A 13,674-nucleotide genomic window follows, 5' to 3' on the forward strand; every position below is an offset into this window, starting at 1 on the left:
TTGATCAGCCGCTCGCTACTCCCCTAGCTCATGTAACACCCGGATCCGGACGGGGTCGCGCTTGCCCTTCACCGCGGCCCAGCCGTGCATGGTGATCCGTGCGGACGAACCAAGCGCTACCGCGGTATTGGGGCCGATGACCACCTGACCCGGCCGGGCCAGTCCCTCCAGCCGCGCCGCCAGGTTCATCGTGTCGCCGATCGCGGTGAAGTTGCGCACCTGCACCGCGCCGACATTGCCCACCAGCGCGGGACCGGTGTTGATCCCCACCCGGAAGCGCGGCCAGTCCTCGCGTCCGGCGGCAACTTCGTCGACGACGGCATGCAGGGCCAGCCCGGCGCGGGCGGCCCGCAACGCATGATCGGGCTGGCGGACCGGAGCATTCCAGATCGCGACGATCGCATCGCCGGCGAAAGGCAGCACGGTGCCGCCCGCTTCGAGGATGACCGGAACGACCGCACCGTAGTAGGCGTTGAGCATGCCGACCACCTGGGCCGGCGAGGTCGCCTCGGTGAAAGCGGTGAAGCCGTGCAGGTCGGCCATCAGCACGGTGATGTCGGTGATCGCGCCGCCGAGCCCCGCCTGATCGGGATCGGCGACCAGGGCTGTGGCGACCGCGGGCGACATGTAGCTGCGGAACAGTCCGTCGAGATTCTGGTAGAGCCGGGCGTTCTCCAGTGCCATCGACGACTGCATGGCGAACGAACGCAGCAGTGCGACGTCGGCGTCGGAAAAGCCGCCATCGGGTGCGCGTGCCTCGACCACCCCGGCAACCTGGCCCTTCACCATGAGTGGAAGTTTGAGGCATGCGGGTTCCGGTGTGTTGGCGCTGGGTCCGTCGGCTGAGTCGGTCCCAAAGCTGAGCTCGCCGGCGCGAACCAGTCCGAGCCGGAACTCATTGTCCGGGAAGGCTTCCGCGAGGGCCGCCATTACCCGGGCGAGCAACGCATCCTCGTCCTGAATGACGCTGGTTTCCTGGCCCAGGGCGAGCAGCTCGCCTAGTTTGCGCACGCGTTCGCGTTCGGCGCCCAGGGCTTGCGCACCGCGTTTGAGCACTGCTACCTGCTGCTCGGTGAGCTCGAACCGGTCGGCGAGGGCGGCGGTCGCAGTGCCGGGCGACACTTTCTCGCCCCGCTCGCGGCGCTGCAGCATGTCAACCATCGCCTCCAACGCCGCGGCATAATCGCGACGCAGATCGGCGATCGTCTGTTGGGTGGCGAGTGCGTCGAAAAGCCCCTTGACGGTGCCCTCGCGGCGGAACTGGACTCGCGCGCTGTAGGCGATGAAGCAGAAGGCCATCGTCATCAGCACGTGCCACAGCCACCAGGAGGCATGCCAGCTCATCCCGAAAGCCAGCGCCACCGCCGCCTCGGACAGCAACACGAAAGCGGTCAATACCGATATGACGACCACGGCCGGGCGGCGCCGGTAAATCGGGAGGTAAGCAAGTGCGGCTAGGGCGAACAGCGCCGCGCCGAGCAGCGCGGCGGCCTGTTCCGAGTGTTCCACCAGCTCTTGGTCGGCCAACCGATCGAGTAATCCGTACCCGATGACCACCGCACAGGCCGCCATCAGCGCAACCAACGACACGGCCAAGGCACGCCGCAGCGACCAGAGACGGGCGCTTCTGGCCGGATTGAATGTCATGGACGAGGCCAGCGCCGCAACCCCGGCCAGTACCAGCCCCATTCGTGTCGGCAGCATGAAGTCCGCATCGGAGGTATCGAACAGCACGCCGGGGGTGAAGACGGCGTGCACTCCGAAGAAGCCCGCGGTGGTCAGGAACACCAGCGAGACCAGCCAGAGGCGGGCGTCGTCGCGTGCACGAGACGCACGCGCTATCAGGGCTCCCAACACAACACTGACCGTCGATGCGGACAGCACCAAAATGAAGTGGGCGACCCGGTTGTCCCATTCCAAATCGACTTTGGGTTTGTCCAGTAGCAGCCACAGCGCCAGCATGGGCAGCGCCATGTGCATCAGCCAGTTCGCCGTGCGGAGCCTGGACCCCCGGCGTAGCTCGCTCGGCCTGCCCCGCCAAGAGTCCAACAACTTCGGACGGGTGGTCATGGCTGACCACCGCGCGGTGTCAGGTCGTAGATACGCGCGGCGTTCTCTCGTGCAATGAGATCTACCACCCGGATGGCATCGGCTTCGCTCCAGTCGCCGCGGTCCACGAATTCGCGCAGCACGCGATCAACACCCCTGCGCCACAAGACCGTCCCCAGGAAGTGCAATTCTGCCGGGCCGAATCCATCGGACGAATAGAGGATCTTGGCGAAGGGTGCCATCTCCAGCAACCGGGCCAGGAAGTTGGGCGACCGCGCCCCCAGGTAGTTCACGCTCAACCCGCCATCGACATAGACGTTGTTGAACGCCTGAGCCAGATAACCGGCCTCACGCTCGTAGGGATAACAGTGCAGCAATACGATCGGCACATCCGCCGCGCACCGCAGAAAGTCAAGCAGCAGAAGCGGATTAGCCTTGTTCAGATCACACTCACGGTCGCCGAACCCGACGTGGAATTGCAGCGGCTTGCCAAGCCGCAACGCCTGGTGCAGCCCGAAGCGCAGCAGGACCCGGTCTTGCAGCCGGGTGCCGCCTTGCTGGCGCCAGCGACTCGCGGCCTCGGCTACCTCCGCCGGCGACGGTTTGCTCAGGTCGCCATCGAATCCGCCCCGGTAAGCGAGAATCGATTTGGTAGCGACCGCGTGGGCCGCGCGACGGTGCAGGATGTCCGCAAAGGCGGTCGCATAATCACCCGTCGCCTGCGCGGCCTGCTCCGCGACCTGCTCGAGACGAACGACCTCGTGCGCATGACCATCGGACAGCCGCTCCATGTCCTCGACGTCGGCGACCGCACCGCTCCCGATGCCGGTGTCCACCAGCCAGTCGCTCACGCCGGCGGCCGTCAGGAACAGCCGCGCCAGTGCATCCTCGTCGAATTGACAGCGGCGCTCCCAATAGTCCTGCGGCTCGGCATGTTTGGGTAGCCCCAGCACGGGTGCGCAATGCGCTCGCACCGCGAATCCGAGCTGGGAGTCAAAGCCAGAGTGAGCGATGGGTTCGGTGTTGGCCTCGTTGAGTGCATTCTCGAATCGGCGGCGGTCGCAGGGCGATAACCAGCAACCGTGGACATGCTGATCGATCAGCGCCACTTCGCCAATGTGCTGGGCGAGGGCGCTGATGTCGGAGACCATAATCAGCCGTCACAGACTCCAGGCCATGCGGAATTTATCCGCCAATTGCTCGGGGCCCAGGTCACCGTAGCGCTCCTGCTCCATGCGGCGAACTGCGACGACCATGTCGACCGCCGGATCGCCCAGGATGCGCCGCATCTCCTCCGAAGCATCAAGGGCCGCAACCGCCTCGGTCTGCGAATCGGTCAGGCGCACGATGCCGTCGCGGTCGCGCTCGGAATCGGATAGCACCGCCGGGTCGAGCGTGATCTGTGCTGGAAGTGTCGCCTGACACTTGATTCCGTCCAGGGCCAGGCCGAGGATCGCCGCCGACGCCAAGTAGGGATTCGCCGATGGATCAACGATTTTGACCTCGACATTGCCGCCGCGCGGACTTCCGGGCCCGCCGGTGATGAAACGCACCGCCGCCTCCCGGTTTTCGGTTCCCCAACACGCGTAGGCGCCGGCCCAGTTGCCGGGCCGCATCCGTAATCCGGAAACAATCGACCCGCACAGTACCGCCTGGGCTTCCGGAAGACCACGAACCACACCGGCTATCGCGCTCTCGCCTGCCGGCGTCATGCCGGCTGTTGCCGTGCCGCCGGAGAACAGTGGTCCATCCGACGTTGTCAGTGAAAAGTGTTGGTGTGCACCGGATCCCACGCCATCGGCGAAAGGTGCGGGCGACAAGCTGATCCGAAGCCCGTATCGGCGTGCCGCGCGGCCGATGATGAGCCGCATCAGGATCAGCTGATCGGCGGCGGCCACTGGATGTTGCGGTGACAGCGAAATCTCGAACTGGTTGGCGCCGTACTCGGGGTGAAACTGTTCGATCGAGATGCCGGCCACCGTCGCCGATCCGATCACATCGCGAATGAAGGCTTCGTGTTCCAGCACGCCGGCCAGACCGTACTGGGCCCACATTGTCGACGGCAGCCGACCACCGTCCGGACCCACCAGAAGGAATTCGATTTCATGTCCGATCGCCGCCTCGATACCGGCCTCGGCCAGGGCGGCCTCGGTCCGCCGCAACGTCTGCCGGCTACAGGCGGGAACCGGTGAGCCGTCCTGTTCGAAGAACGCAGCGGGCGCCCATGCCAGACCATCACCGGCGATGCGCAACGCCGACAGATCGATACGAAGACGTTGATCCCCCACCACCCCGACATCGGCGGTGAAGGCGATGCCAGTCTGGTCGATGGCGAACGCGTGCCAGGAGGGGCTGGCGCCCAGACCGGGGTCTGCGAAGGTGTTCGTTTGCCGGATCGGGACGGCCTTGGCCAACGTGAGACCGGCGGGATTGACGACGGTGCCGATGACCGTGTCAACTCCCTCGGCCTCCAACTGGGCAATCGCTGCGGCGGCAAGGGGCGTGCCGGTCATGGCTGCCATTCTCCCAACCTCGCGCTGTCCCGGTACGGCAAACGTGTCCTCACCTGTATGACCGATCAGTTCTGCCGGCTGACGAGCTCGGTGACGAACCGATCGAGGAACCCGTCCACCGGTGTCTGGCCCACCGGCCGGATCACGAATTTCGTCAAGCCCGCCTCGATGTAGGCGTCGAGTTGCCGGTGCAGGTGATCCCACCCGGCGGCGACCAACTCGCCGGGTTCGCGGTCCGGGCGGCGGCGGCGCACCGCCGCGGCCAATTCCGCGGGCAATTCGCGATCCGCGACGGCCAGTGAGATGCCGAAGTGATCGGGCTCGATGCTGCGGCCGGCCTGCGCCGCGGCGCGCTCAATCGCCTCGCGCCCCGCGCGCGCTTCCGCCGGGGTGAGGAAGCTACCCAGCCAGCCGTCGCCCAGCGCGCCGATGCGCCGAAACGCCGCCGGCGCCGAGCCACCCAGCCAAATGTCCAGCGGGGGTGTCGGTCTCGGGGCGACAGCCGCGTCCGTGACGCTGAAGAACCGGCCGGTGAACGTCGCCGAATCCTGCACCAGCGCCGCGCGCAACACCCGCAGTGCCTCGTCGAACACCGCCGCCCGTTCACCGTCGGGGACCACGAACACCTCGCGTTCGGCGGGTATCGCCGAGCGCAGACCGAAGACGGGTAGCACACGCTTGGGCGCGAGTGCGGCCAACGAGGCCAACTGTTTGGCCACCAGCACGGGATGCCGCCCCGGAAGCACGGCCACCGAGGTGCCCACCTTCAACCGGGTCGTGCGCGCCAGCGCATACGCCATACCGACCACCGGGTCGACCGCCGGGGAATACACCAGTTCGGAAAACCACAGCGAGTCCACCCCGCCGGTCTCGAGCTGATCGACGATGGCGGCGAGCTGGTCCGGGGCGGTATCGGCGCCCAGGCCGACGCCGAAACGAATTTTCACGTTGCTTCCCTCCGAGTGCTCACTCGTGCAGCAACATCGCCGTGCCACCATTTGTGCCCGGGCGCCCGTCATTGCCGGTTGCCCGGGTTGGAGAGCGGGAAATGCGCCGGCTAGCCGCGGCTGGGGATGGTGAGCTTGCAGGCCTGGCCGATGTCGAGGGTCCGCAGCACTCGCCCCATGCCGACCCACAATGCGCAGGACAGCACCAGATCGGCCAGCAGCTCATCGGAGAAGTGCGCAGCGCAACGGCTCCAGAAGTCTTCGTCGTCGCGCAGGGCGGTGTGCTCGGTGGCGAAGCGATCCGCGAACTCGGCCGCCAGCCGTTCCTGTTCGCTGTAGCCGGGCCAGGTGCGCCACTCGTGGACGTGGTCGTACAACTCTTCGTCGACACCCGCGGCGGGCCCGTCTTCGTCGCGGGTGTTGACACAGACGACGCATTCGTTGCGGTGGGCGATCACCGCGCGGGCCAATTCGCGAGTGCGCAACGGCAACCGGTTCTTGGTGTAGACCGCCTGGCTGAAGCCGCCGAGCGCGCCGCCGATGTCAGGAGACTTCGCAAACCAGCCGGCCAGGTCGTCGTCAGCAAATGTTCCGATTCGGCTCATGGCGTGATGGTACGCCCGGGGCGGGACCCCGGTCGGGGATGTCGGCGAATGCGGATTGGTGCCCGCTAGCGAGCGGCCGACGGAATCGCCACTGTTGGTTGCTCGTCGTGCCAATCACGTTGGGCCAGAACGCGATGCGCGACACGTTCCAGTGCGGCCTCCACCGCCCGACGGTCCGGGCGCCCCTCGAAACCCGGTGACCGGGCGAGCTTGTCGACCAGCCACGCCAGTAGCAGCGACTGCACGTAGGCGACTTGCTGCCCCCCGGCCGGGGTGAGCCACAACTGTTCACCGTCGCGCTGCGCGTAGCCGCCGGAAACCAGGCGGGCGAAGGTGGGCTCGAGAACCTCGAACGGTATCCTTAGATAGTCGGCCATATCGGTGAGCCGGGCGGTCCCGTACATCTGCGTGTACCGATTGATCCGCAGGACTCCCCACAGCCCGGCGACGTCGAGCCGGCAATCGGGCCGCATCGCGATGCTGCGCAACCGCATGCCGGTTTGGCCACGCATCATCCGTGCGATCGCGTTCTCCAGCATCTGGTCCGGTGTCTCGCTGGTTGGCATCCCGAACGCATCGCCGAGATCGACTGTGCTGTCGTGGAATTCCTGCAGCGGGACCTCGCGCAAGAACAATGCGAGCACGAACCCCACCAGCGCCACCGGAACCGCCCAAAGGAAAACCTGGGTGAGCGAGTCGGCGTAGGCGGCGACGATCGGGGCGGCCGCCTCTCGGGGCAGCCGGTGCAACGCCTCCGGCGACGCGGCGGCCGCGGCGGGCGCGCGGCTGGCCACCATCGCCGGGCCGATTCGGCTGTGCAGAAAGTTTGTGAACAGCGAACCGAAGATGGCGGCTCCGAACGAGCTGCCGATCGTGCGGAAGAAGGTCACGCCGGAGGTCGCGACGCCGAGGTCGTCGAAGCTCGACGTGTTCTGCACGATCAAAACCAGGGTCTGCATGCACATCCCGATCCCGGCGCCGAGGATGACGAGGAACAACGATTGGACGACAGCTGATGTCGACGGGTCCATCCGTGACATCAGAAAGAACGCCACCGCCATGACGGCGGTGCCGGCGATCGGGAAGACTTTGTATCTGCCCGTGCGGCCGACGATGACACCACTACCCATCGAGGTGGTCAGCATCCCGATCACCATCGGCAACGTGCGCAGGCCCGATGCGGTGGCCGAGACACCGTCGACGAACTGCATGTACGTCGGCAGGAACGTCAGGGCGCCCAGCATCGCGAACCCGACCACGAAGGACAGCACACAGCAGACGGTGAATACCGAACTCCGAAACAGCCGGATCGGCAGGATCGGCTCGGCGGCGCGGTTCTCTACCCACGCGAAGATGCACAACGCGATCACCGACGCGACGAACAGGCCGATGATCACGGGCGATCCCCAGGGGTAGGTCGTTCCGCCCCAACTGGTGGCCAGTGTCAGGCCGGCGGCGCCCAGGCCGACGAACAGGATTCCGGTGTAGTCGATGACCGGTTTGGTGCGTTCGGTCAGCGCCGGGATGGCGGCGGCCGCCACGAAGAAGACCGCGACCGAGATCGGCACGTTGATCCAGAAGGCCCACCGCCAGGTGAAGTGATCGGTGAAGTAGCCGCCGAGCAAGGGGCCGATCACGGTGGTGACACCGAACACCGCCCCCATCGCCCCTTGGTAGCGGCCGCGGTCCCGCAGCGGGATCACCTCGCCGATCAGGGCCATGGCGGTGACCATGAGCCCGCCGCCGCCGATGCCCTGCAGCGCACGCGACGCGACCAGCATGCTCATCGAACTCGAGAGCCCGCACAGCACGGATCCGGCGACGAAGAACACGACGGCCGCCTGGAAAATGCGCTTGCGGCCGAACATGTCACCGAATTTGCCTACCAGGGCGGTGATGATCGTCGACGCGAGCAGGTAGCTGGTGACGACCCACGATTGATGGCCTGCGCCACCAAGATTGGCGACGATGGTCGGCAAAGCCGTCGCTACGATCGTTTGGTCCAGTGCGGCCATCAGCATGCCGAGCAGGATCGCCACGAAGATGAAATTGCGTCGCTGCGAGTCGACGGCGACATCGCCGGGTTGCGAATTCGAAGCGTGGCCGGCCGGAGCCGCTGCTGGTGTCGCCCTCGTCATGCCTACCTTCTCTCGGCGTTCGATGGTAATGAGTGCCCACCGTCAACCGGTGGCAACCAAAACCTCGCGCGCAAGGCGGCGCCCGAGTCTCAGCTGGGTGGCCGCGACACGCACTGCGCCGAGTACAGCTCCACGCCCAGCTTGTCCATCAACTCGAGCTGCGTCTCGAGGTAGTCGATGTGCTTTTCCTCGTCGGCGACAATGCCCTCGAAAAGGGTGGCGGTGGTGGAATCTTGCTTTTCCCGGCACAGGATGATGGCGGGCTTGAGCCGATCCATCACCTCATATTCGATGGCCAGGTCGGCTTCGAATTGCTCGCGCAGCGTCTGGCCGATGCGCAGCGAGAAGAGCCGCTGGTAGTTCGGCAAACCGTCCAGCAACAGGATGCGGTCGGTGATCGCCTCGGCGTGTCGCATCTCGTCGAAAGACTCGGCACGCGTGTGCTCAGCTAACTCGGTGAAACCCCAGTTGTCCTGCATCTTGGAGTGCAGGAAGTATTGGTTGATGGCGGTGAGCTCGCTGGTCAACTGCTCATTGAGCAGACGCAAAACTTCCGAATCCCCTTGCATAGTCACTCCTATGGTGTGAGCGGCTGTCATGTGTGGCCGCGGTGGTGCACTGGGCTGAAGCGCACCATTCTTGGGCTGTAGCAGCACTTTGCCACGCGAATTACGAATCTTCCAGCAAGGTTTGGCTGCACTCACTGGGTCCCTGAGTGACCTAAGTCGCCCCTTGGTTAGGTTAGACTGGGCTAAGGAACTTAGGTTAGACTCCACTAATATGCGGCATGTGTATTCAGCCCCATCGCCATGGCGTTCGTTGACTCGGGACGCCCGGATTTGGGACGGATCGCAGACGCCACACCGAGCTTTCGACGAAGGGGACGCCGACGTGCGGGAGGTGCGCTGATGTACGTGTGCCTGTGTGTCGGGGCCACCAACCAGACCGTGTGCGACGTCGTCGCACAGGGCGCATCGACCTCGAAGGAAATCGCCGCTGCGTGTGGAGCAGGCGGTGACTGCGGTCGTTGCCGGCGCACGCTGCGAGCCATTCTCGCCGCCTCGGCGAAGATGGAAACAGCCCCGTCGGCCTGATATCGGCCGGCCGTCTCAGCCCTTGTTGCGTCAGCCCTTGTTGAAGTCGGCCAGGGCCGCGGCGTTGGCTTGTGCGCCCATCAGTTCGGCGAAATGGGCGTTCTCCCGAGCGGTGGCCGCCGCGATCTCCGGGCGCACCGGCTCCATCATGGTGTGCTTGACGGCCATCAAGCTCGAAATCGGCCGGGAGGCAAGGATTTCGGCGTGATGACGGGCCTGCGCCAAGAGTTCGTCGGGTTCGCAGACCCGCCAGACCAGTCCCATCCGCAACGCCTCCTCGGCGCTGACCCATTCGGAAGACATCAACAGCCAGGCCGCGTTCTGTCGGCCCATCAGCTGGGGCAGCAGGTATGACGAAGCCGCTTCGGGTGCCACACCCAAACTGGTGAACGGGCACTTCAGCCGGGCGGTCGACGACATGAACGCCAAATCGGCATAGCCGAGGATGGTGGCGCCGATTCCCACGCCGACACCGTTGACCGCACAGATCAACGGCTTGGGAAACGCGCTGAGCGCATTGATCAGTCCGATGAAGCCATGCTTTCCCGGGGTGAAGTCCGGGTCGGTGATCCGGGCCTGCATCTCGGCCAGGTCGGTGCCGGCGCTGAAGCCACGCCCCGCGCCGGTCAGCAGCGCCACCGCGACCTCGGGATCATCGGCGGCTTCCAGCAGCGCCTCGGCGGTGGCGTCGTAGAGGGCTTCGTTGAACGCGTTGAGCGCCTCCGGCCGGTTCAGCGTGAGGGTGCGTACTCGCTTATCGTCATCGATCTGCAGCGTCACGCCAGCAGCCTAACCAGCTCAGCCGTTGCTGTAGACGCGGGTTGGGGCGATCAGCACCACCGCGCGTCGCTCCTGGGCCATCACCCGGTCGTACTCGTCCCAGTTGTCGTGGGTGCCGCCCGCGGCGGTGAACACGTCGCGAAGCAGCAACCGCAACTGATCGGCGTCCGCGAGCCAGGGCTGGGTGTCGTCCGGGCCGGCCAACTCCGCGTGGCCCTCGACAGTCGCCCACTGCCACCCGTTGCGGAAGGTCACCGCCAACTGTGGGCGGGCCCGCAGGTTGGCCAGCTTGACCCTGCCGTAAGTGGTGAAACCGAGAACTTCTTCACCACTCGCCGGGTGCGCCAGCAGCCCCACGTTGACCAGCGAAGCCTGCACCGTGCCGTCGGCGCGGACGGTGGACACCACCGCCAGACCGCTTTCCGCCGTGGCCAGCGCCACGGCTTCGCGCAATGTTGTCATCTGAGTTCCTCAAAAGTTGAACGGTGTTGCGAAGACATACCGGCTCGTCGGCACGGTGTCGATGTTCTCGTTGGCACCAAAAGCAGTGGTGCTGGCGACCATTCGGCCCAACCGATCCTGTAGGTCGTCGTCATCGGCGGCTCCGAAAAAAGCGTGGAGGTCGGTGATGGCCTCTTGTGGGAACAACTCCTCGACGATGCCCGCGATTCCCGGCGCATCCGGGGTGAGGGCCCGCACCACCCAGTTCTGGGTGTAGCCGAACGTCGACTGCGTTTCGATGGCCACCGAGGTGTGATCACGCTGCCAGCGGGTCAGCCAGGTCGCCTGGTCCATGTCAGGGGGCCGGCGCAGTAGCGCGATATTGGCCAAACCTGGTGTGCGAGCACCGAATTGGACGGCGGGCGGACACAGTGGAACCGATTCGGTCACCAGGTATGCGGCGAGCTGCTCACATTCTTGGGCGAGGAACTTGAATGCCGCCGTCGTTTGGTCGCCGTAGCACTGCTGGGTCCACAGGCTCACCACCGCGGCCACCGGCGGGTCCAAGGTGGTCAATGTCATCAGCGAGTGACGCACGGTGCTGTCACGAACGTTCATCTGCAGCCCGGCGACGCCCAGTTGCAGCAGCGCATCAGCGACATGACCGCGTTGCCGGGCGCACCACGCGTCATCCGGCTCCGCACGCCGGAGCACCACGATCACCTTTTCCATAGGCAGAACTTACCTGTGGCGGGTTGTGGTGCAGGCCTACTTCACCAGCCGGACCTGGTGCTGGCTACTGATCAATGTGCCGATCAGCGCGGCCAGCCGGCGATAGGACTCGTCGCGCCCGCTCGATGAGCGGAAAACCAAACCGATCCGCCGTCCCGGGCGGGGCGCGGCGAACTGCGCCAGGCCCAGCCGGCTTCTTGCCGCCTCGACCGGTACCGCGCTCTGTGGAATCAGCGTCACGCCCAGACCGCCGGTCACACATTGCACCGCGGTCGCCAGGGAGGCCGCCCGGGTGTTGGCCAACTCCGCTCGTACCCCCGCCTTATGGCAGACGTCGAGTGCTTGATCGCGCAGGCAGTGCCCCTCGTCCAGGAGCAGCAGCGGCAGGTCAGCCAGAGCCGTCGCCGGCACCCGGCGCTTGCCCGCCAGCGGATGGCCGGGCGGTAGGGCGAGCACGAAATCTTCGTCGTAGATCGGGATCGCGGTGAGGCCGGTGCCCTCGGCGGGCAGCGCGATCAGGGCCGCATCCAGTGCGCCTTCACGCAGCACCGCGAGCAGCCGCTCGGTCTGGTCTTCGGTCACCCGCAACGTCAGCCCTGGGAGTTCTTCGGCCACTCCGGCCAGCACGGTCGGCAGCACATAGGGCGCCACCGTGGGAATCAGTCCCAGCCGGATACCGGCCCGCAGCGGATCCGATGAGCCCGCCGCCGCGGCACTGAATGCGTCCGCCGCCTCGACCACGGCCTGGGCGTGCGGCAGCAGTTCGATGCCCTCCGCTGTCAAGAAGACTCGCCGAGTGGAGCGCTCGACCAACTGGGTGCCCAAGCCCGCCTCCAGCGCCGCCAGCGCCTGCGACAACGTCGATTGGCTTACCCCGAGATCGGCTGCAGCACTGCTGAATTGGCGCTTCTCCGCGACCGCGACAAACGCCCGCAGGCCGGCGATAGTGGGCTGATAACTCTTATCGGTCATACCTATAAACCTAGTGGGAAATATCACCTTTACTTCATCAAGGGTACGCGGCAACATGGTGAACGAAAGCTAATCTTGAGTAATTCCAGATAAGGAGCGACATGCCTCTGCTGACCATCGGCGACCAGTTCCCCGCCTATGAGCTGACTGCATTGATTGCGGGCGATCTGTCCAAGGTCGACGCCAAGCAGCCTGGGGACTACTTCACCACCATCACCAACGAGGACCACGCCGGCAAGTGGCGGGTGGTGTTCTTCTGGCCGAAGGACTTCACCTTCGTGTGCCCGACCGAGATTGCCGCGTTCGGCAAGCTCAACGACGAATTCGAAGACCGTGACGCGCAGGTGCTGGGTGTTTCGATCGACAGCGAGTTCGTGCACTTCAACTGGCGGGCACAGCATGACGACCTCAAGAAGCTGCCCTTCCCGATGCTCTCGGACATCAAACGCGAGCTCAGCCTGGCCACCGGTGTGCTCAACGCCGAGGGCGTGGCGGACCGGGCGACCTTCCTGGTGGACCCGAACAACGAGATCCAGTTCGTTTCGGTCACCGCGGGTTCCGTGGGCCGCAACGTCGAAGAAGTGCTGCGCGTGCTGGACGCACTGCAGTCCGACGAGTTGTGCGCGTGCAACTGGCGCAAGGGTGACCCGACGCTGGACGCGACCGAACTGCTCAAGCAGTCGGCCTGATCCCCTAAGGTCGGTGTAGGAGGCGAGATGAGCGTAGAAAACCTCAAAGAAGCGCTACCGGAGTACGCCAAGGACCTCAAGCTCAACCTGGGCTCGATTACTCGAACCACCGAGCTCAACGAGGAGCAGCTGTGGGGCACCCTGCTGGCCAGCGCCGCAGCGACCCGGAACACCCAGGTGCTCAGCGAGATTGGCGCCGAGGCGGCTGACATCCTGTCCGCCGAGGCGTACAACGCCGCGCTGGGAGCCGCGTCGATCATGGGCATGAACAACGTGTTCTACCGTGGCCGGGGCTTTCTGGACGGCAAGTACGACGATCTGCGCGCGGGATTGCGGATGAACATCATCGCCAATCCCGGCGTAGAGAAGGCGAACTTCGAGCTGTGGTCCTTCGCGGTGTCGTCGATCAACGGATGTCCGGACTGCGTGGCCGCCCACGAGCACACGCTGCGCGAGGCCGGTGTCAGCCGGGAAACCATTCAGGAGGCGTTGAAGGCCGCGGCGATCATTTCCGGTGTGGCGCAAGCGATCGTCGCCTCCCAGACGCTGGCAACCGTCGGCTGACCGCGCCGCCGTGACCAGTGCCGTGACGAGACCCGCCTGGGTCCAGCACGCCATCTGGTGGCAGGTCTACCCGCTGGGATTCGTGGGGGCATTCCCCAGACCGCAGTCAAACGAGCCGCCGCAACCGGAGGAACACCGGTTGCGGCGGCT

The 13,674-nt window shown here is 65.6% G+C and carries 14 protein-coding genes and 1 pseudogene; 4 read left to right on the forward strand and 11 right to left on the reverse strand.

Going from position 1 to position 13,674, the window contains the following annotated elements:
- Positions 1-15: 15 nt before the first annotated feature.
- The 7 genes from A5625_RS29695 to bfr form a co-directional block, all read right to left on the reverse strand.
- A complete protein-coding gene (locus A5625_RS29695) occupies positions 16-2,070 on the reverse strand; it encodes an adenylate/guanylate cyclase domain-containing protein (RefSeq protein ID WP_197516165.1) in 2,055 nt (684 codons plus the stop codon).
- Positions 2,067-3,200 (reverse strand): amidohydrolase family protein, encoded by a 1,134-nt coding sequence (locus A5625_RS19985; RefSeq protein WP_066997880.1) that lies wholly within the window; start codon positions 3,198-3,200, stop codon positions 2,067-2,069. Before A5625_RS19985 ends, A5625_RS29695 begins: the two co-directional genes overlap by 4 nt.
- 9 nt (positions 3,201-3,209) lie before the next feature.
- The gene (locus A5625_RS19990; protein ID WP_066997921.1) at positions 3,210-4,562 is read right to left on the reverse strand and encodes a glutamine synthetase family protein; all 1,353 of its coding nucleotides are present in this window, start codon (positions 4,560-4,562) and stop codon (positions 3,210-3,212) included.
- 65 nt (positions 4,563-4,627) lie between these two features.
- Positions 4,628-5,509, reverse strand: a complete 882-nt coding sequence (locus A5625_RS19995; RefSeq protein ID WP_066997883.1) for a TIGR03854 family LLM class F420-dependent oxidoreductase — start codon at positions 5,507-5,509, stop codon at positions 4,628-4,630.
- A gap of 110 nt (positions 5,510-5,619) precedes the next feature.
- Positions 5,620-6,114 (reverse strand): carboxymuconolactone decarboxylase family protein, encoded by a 495-nt coding sequence (locus A5625_RS20000; RefSeq protein ID WP_066997886.1) that lies wholly within the window; start codon positions 6,112-6,114, stop codon positions 5,620-5,622.
- Between the two features lie 65 nt (positions 6,115-6,179).
- Entirely contained in the window at positions 6,180-8,252 is a 2,073-nt protein-coding gene (locus A5625_RS20005) for an MDR family MFS transporter (RefSeq protein ID WP_066997889.1), read from the reverse strand.
- Between the two features lie 89 nt (positions 8,253-8,341).
- Positions 8,342-8,821 (reverse strand): bacterioferritin, encoded by a 480-nt coding sequence (gene bfr, locus A5625_RS20010; RefSeq protein WP_066997892.1) that lies wholly within the window; start codon positions 8,819-8,821, stop codon positions 8,342-8,344.
- A gap of 339 nt (positions 8,822-9,160) precedes the next feature.
- Here bfr and A5625_RS20015 point away from each other — a divergent pair, with 339 nt between their 5' ends.
- Positions 9,161-9,346 carry a bacterioferritin-associated ferredoxin gene (locus A5625_RS20015; protein ID WP_066997895.1) on the forward strand — a complete coding sequence of 62 codons (186 nt, stop codon included), beginning with the start codon at positions 9,161-9,163 and terminating at the stop codon, positions 9,344-9,346.
- A gap of 30 nt (positions 9,347-9,376) precedes the next feature.
- Here A5625_RS20015 and A5625_RS20020 read toward each other — a convergent pair whose 3' ends face one another.
- The 4 genes from A5625_RS20020 to A5625_RS20035 are packed head-to-tail and all read right to left on the reverse strand — an operon-like array spanning position 9,377 to position 12,271.
- Complete coding sequence (locus A5625_RS20020) at positions 9,377-10,126, reverse strand: enoyl-CoA hydratase/isomerase family protein (RefSeq protein ID WP_066997899.1); 750 nt, start codon at positions 10,124-10,126, stop codon at positions 9,377-9,379.
- Between the two features lie 18 nt (positions 10,127-10,144).
- Positions 10,145-10,588, reverse strand: a complete 444-nt coding sequence (locus A5625_RS20025; RefSeq protein WP_066997902.1) for a PPOX class F420-dependent oxidoreductase — start codon at positions 10,586-10,588, stop codon at positions 10,145-10,147.
- Between the two features lie 9 nt (positions 10,589-10,597).
- Entirely contained in the window at positions 10,598-11,299 is a 702-nt protein-coding gene (locus tag A5625_RS20030; RefSeq protein WP_066997904.1) for an EthD domain-containing protein, read from the reverse strand.
- 36 nt (positions 11,300-11,335) lie between these two features.
- Positions 11,336-12,271, reverse strand: coding sequence for a hydrogen peroxide-inducible genes activator (locus A5625_RS20035; RefSeq protein ID WP_066997907.1), 936 nt, complete (start codon positions 12,269-12,271; stop codon positions 11,336-11,338).
- A gap of 101 nt (positions 12,272-12,372) precedes the next feature.
- On the opposite strand from A5625_RS20035, the gene A5625_RS20040 reads away from it, so the two are divergent.
- The 3 genes and pseudogenes from A5625_RS20040 to A5625_RS29700 form a co-directional block, all read left to right on the forward strand.
- Entirely contained in the window at positions 12,373-12,960 is a 588-nt protein-coding gene (locus tag A5625_RS20040) for a peroxiredoxin (RefSeq protein ID WP_066997909.1), read from the forward strand.
- Between the two features lie 27 nt (positions 12,961-12,987).
- On the forward strand, positions 12,988-13,524 hold the full coding sequence (locus tag A5625_RS20045) for an alkyl hydroperoxide reductase (RefSeq protein WP_066997912.1): 537 nt from the start codon (positions 12,988-12,990) through the stop codon (positions 13,522-13,524).
- 10 nt (positions 13,525-13,534) lie between these two features.
- Positions 13,535-13,674, forward strand: a pseudogene (locus A5625_RS29700) (alpha-amylase); the annotation flags it as partial.

The organism is Mycobacterium sp. 1465703.0 (genome assembly GCF_001672975.1).
Lineage (GTDB): Bacteria > Actinomycetota > Actinomycetes > Mycobacteriales > Mycobacteriaceae > Mycobacterium.

Excerpts from the sequence above, each read along its gene's own strand:
- A5625_RS29695 (WP_197516165.1), bottom strand. The coding sequence starts at position 2,070 with ATGACCACCCGTCCGAAGTTGTTGGACTCTTGGCGGGGCAGGCCGAGC.
- A5625_RS19985 (WP_066997880.1), bottom strand. The coding sequence starts at position 3,200 with ATGGTCTCCGACATCAGCGCCCTCGCCCAGCACATTGGCGAAGTGGCG.
- A5625_RS19990 (WP_066997921.1), bottom strand. The coding sequence starts at position 4,562 with ATGACCGGCACGCCCCTTGCCGCCGCAGCGATTGCCCAGTTGGAGGCC.
- A5625_RS20000 (WP_066997886.1), bottom strand. The coding sequence starts at position 6,114 with ATGAGCCGAATCGGAACATTTGCTGACGACGACCTGGCCGGCTGGTTT.
- A5625_RS20005 (WP_066997889.1), bottom strand. The coding sequence starts at position 8,252 with ATGACGAGGGCGACACCAGCAGCGGCTCCGGCCGGCCACGCTTCGAAT.
- bfr (WP_066997892.1), bottom strand. The coding sequence starts at position 8,821 with ATGCAAGGGGATTCGGAAGTTTTGCGTCTGCTCAATGAGCAGTTGACC.
- A5625_RS20015 (WP_066997895.1), top strand. The coding sequence starts at position 9,161 with ATGTACGTGTGCCTGTGTGTCGGGGCCACCAACCAGACCGTGTGCGAC.
- A5625_RS20025 (WP_066997902.1), bottom strand. The coding sequence starts at position 10,588 with ATGACAACATTGCGCGAAGCCGTGGCGCTGGCCACGGCGGAAAGCGGT.
- A5625_RS20030 (WP_066997904.1), bottom strand. The coding sequence starts at position 11,299 with ATGGAAAAGGTGATCGTGGTGCTCCGGCGTGCGGAGCCGGATGACGCG.
- A5625_RS20035 (WP_066997907.1), bottom strand. The coding sequence starts at position 12,271 with ATGACCGATAAGAGTTATCAGCCCACTATCGCCGGCCTGCGGGCGTTT.
- A5625_RS20040 (WP_066997909.1), top strand. The coding sequence starts at position 12,373 with ATGCCTCTGCTGACCATCGGCGACCAGTTCCCCGCCTATGAGCTGACT.
- A5625_RS20045 (WP_066997912.1), top strand. The coding sequence starts at position 12,988 with ATGAGCGTAGAAAACCTCAAAGAAGCGCTACCGGAGTACGCCAAGGAC.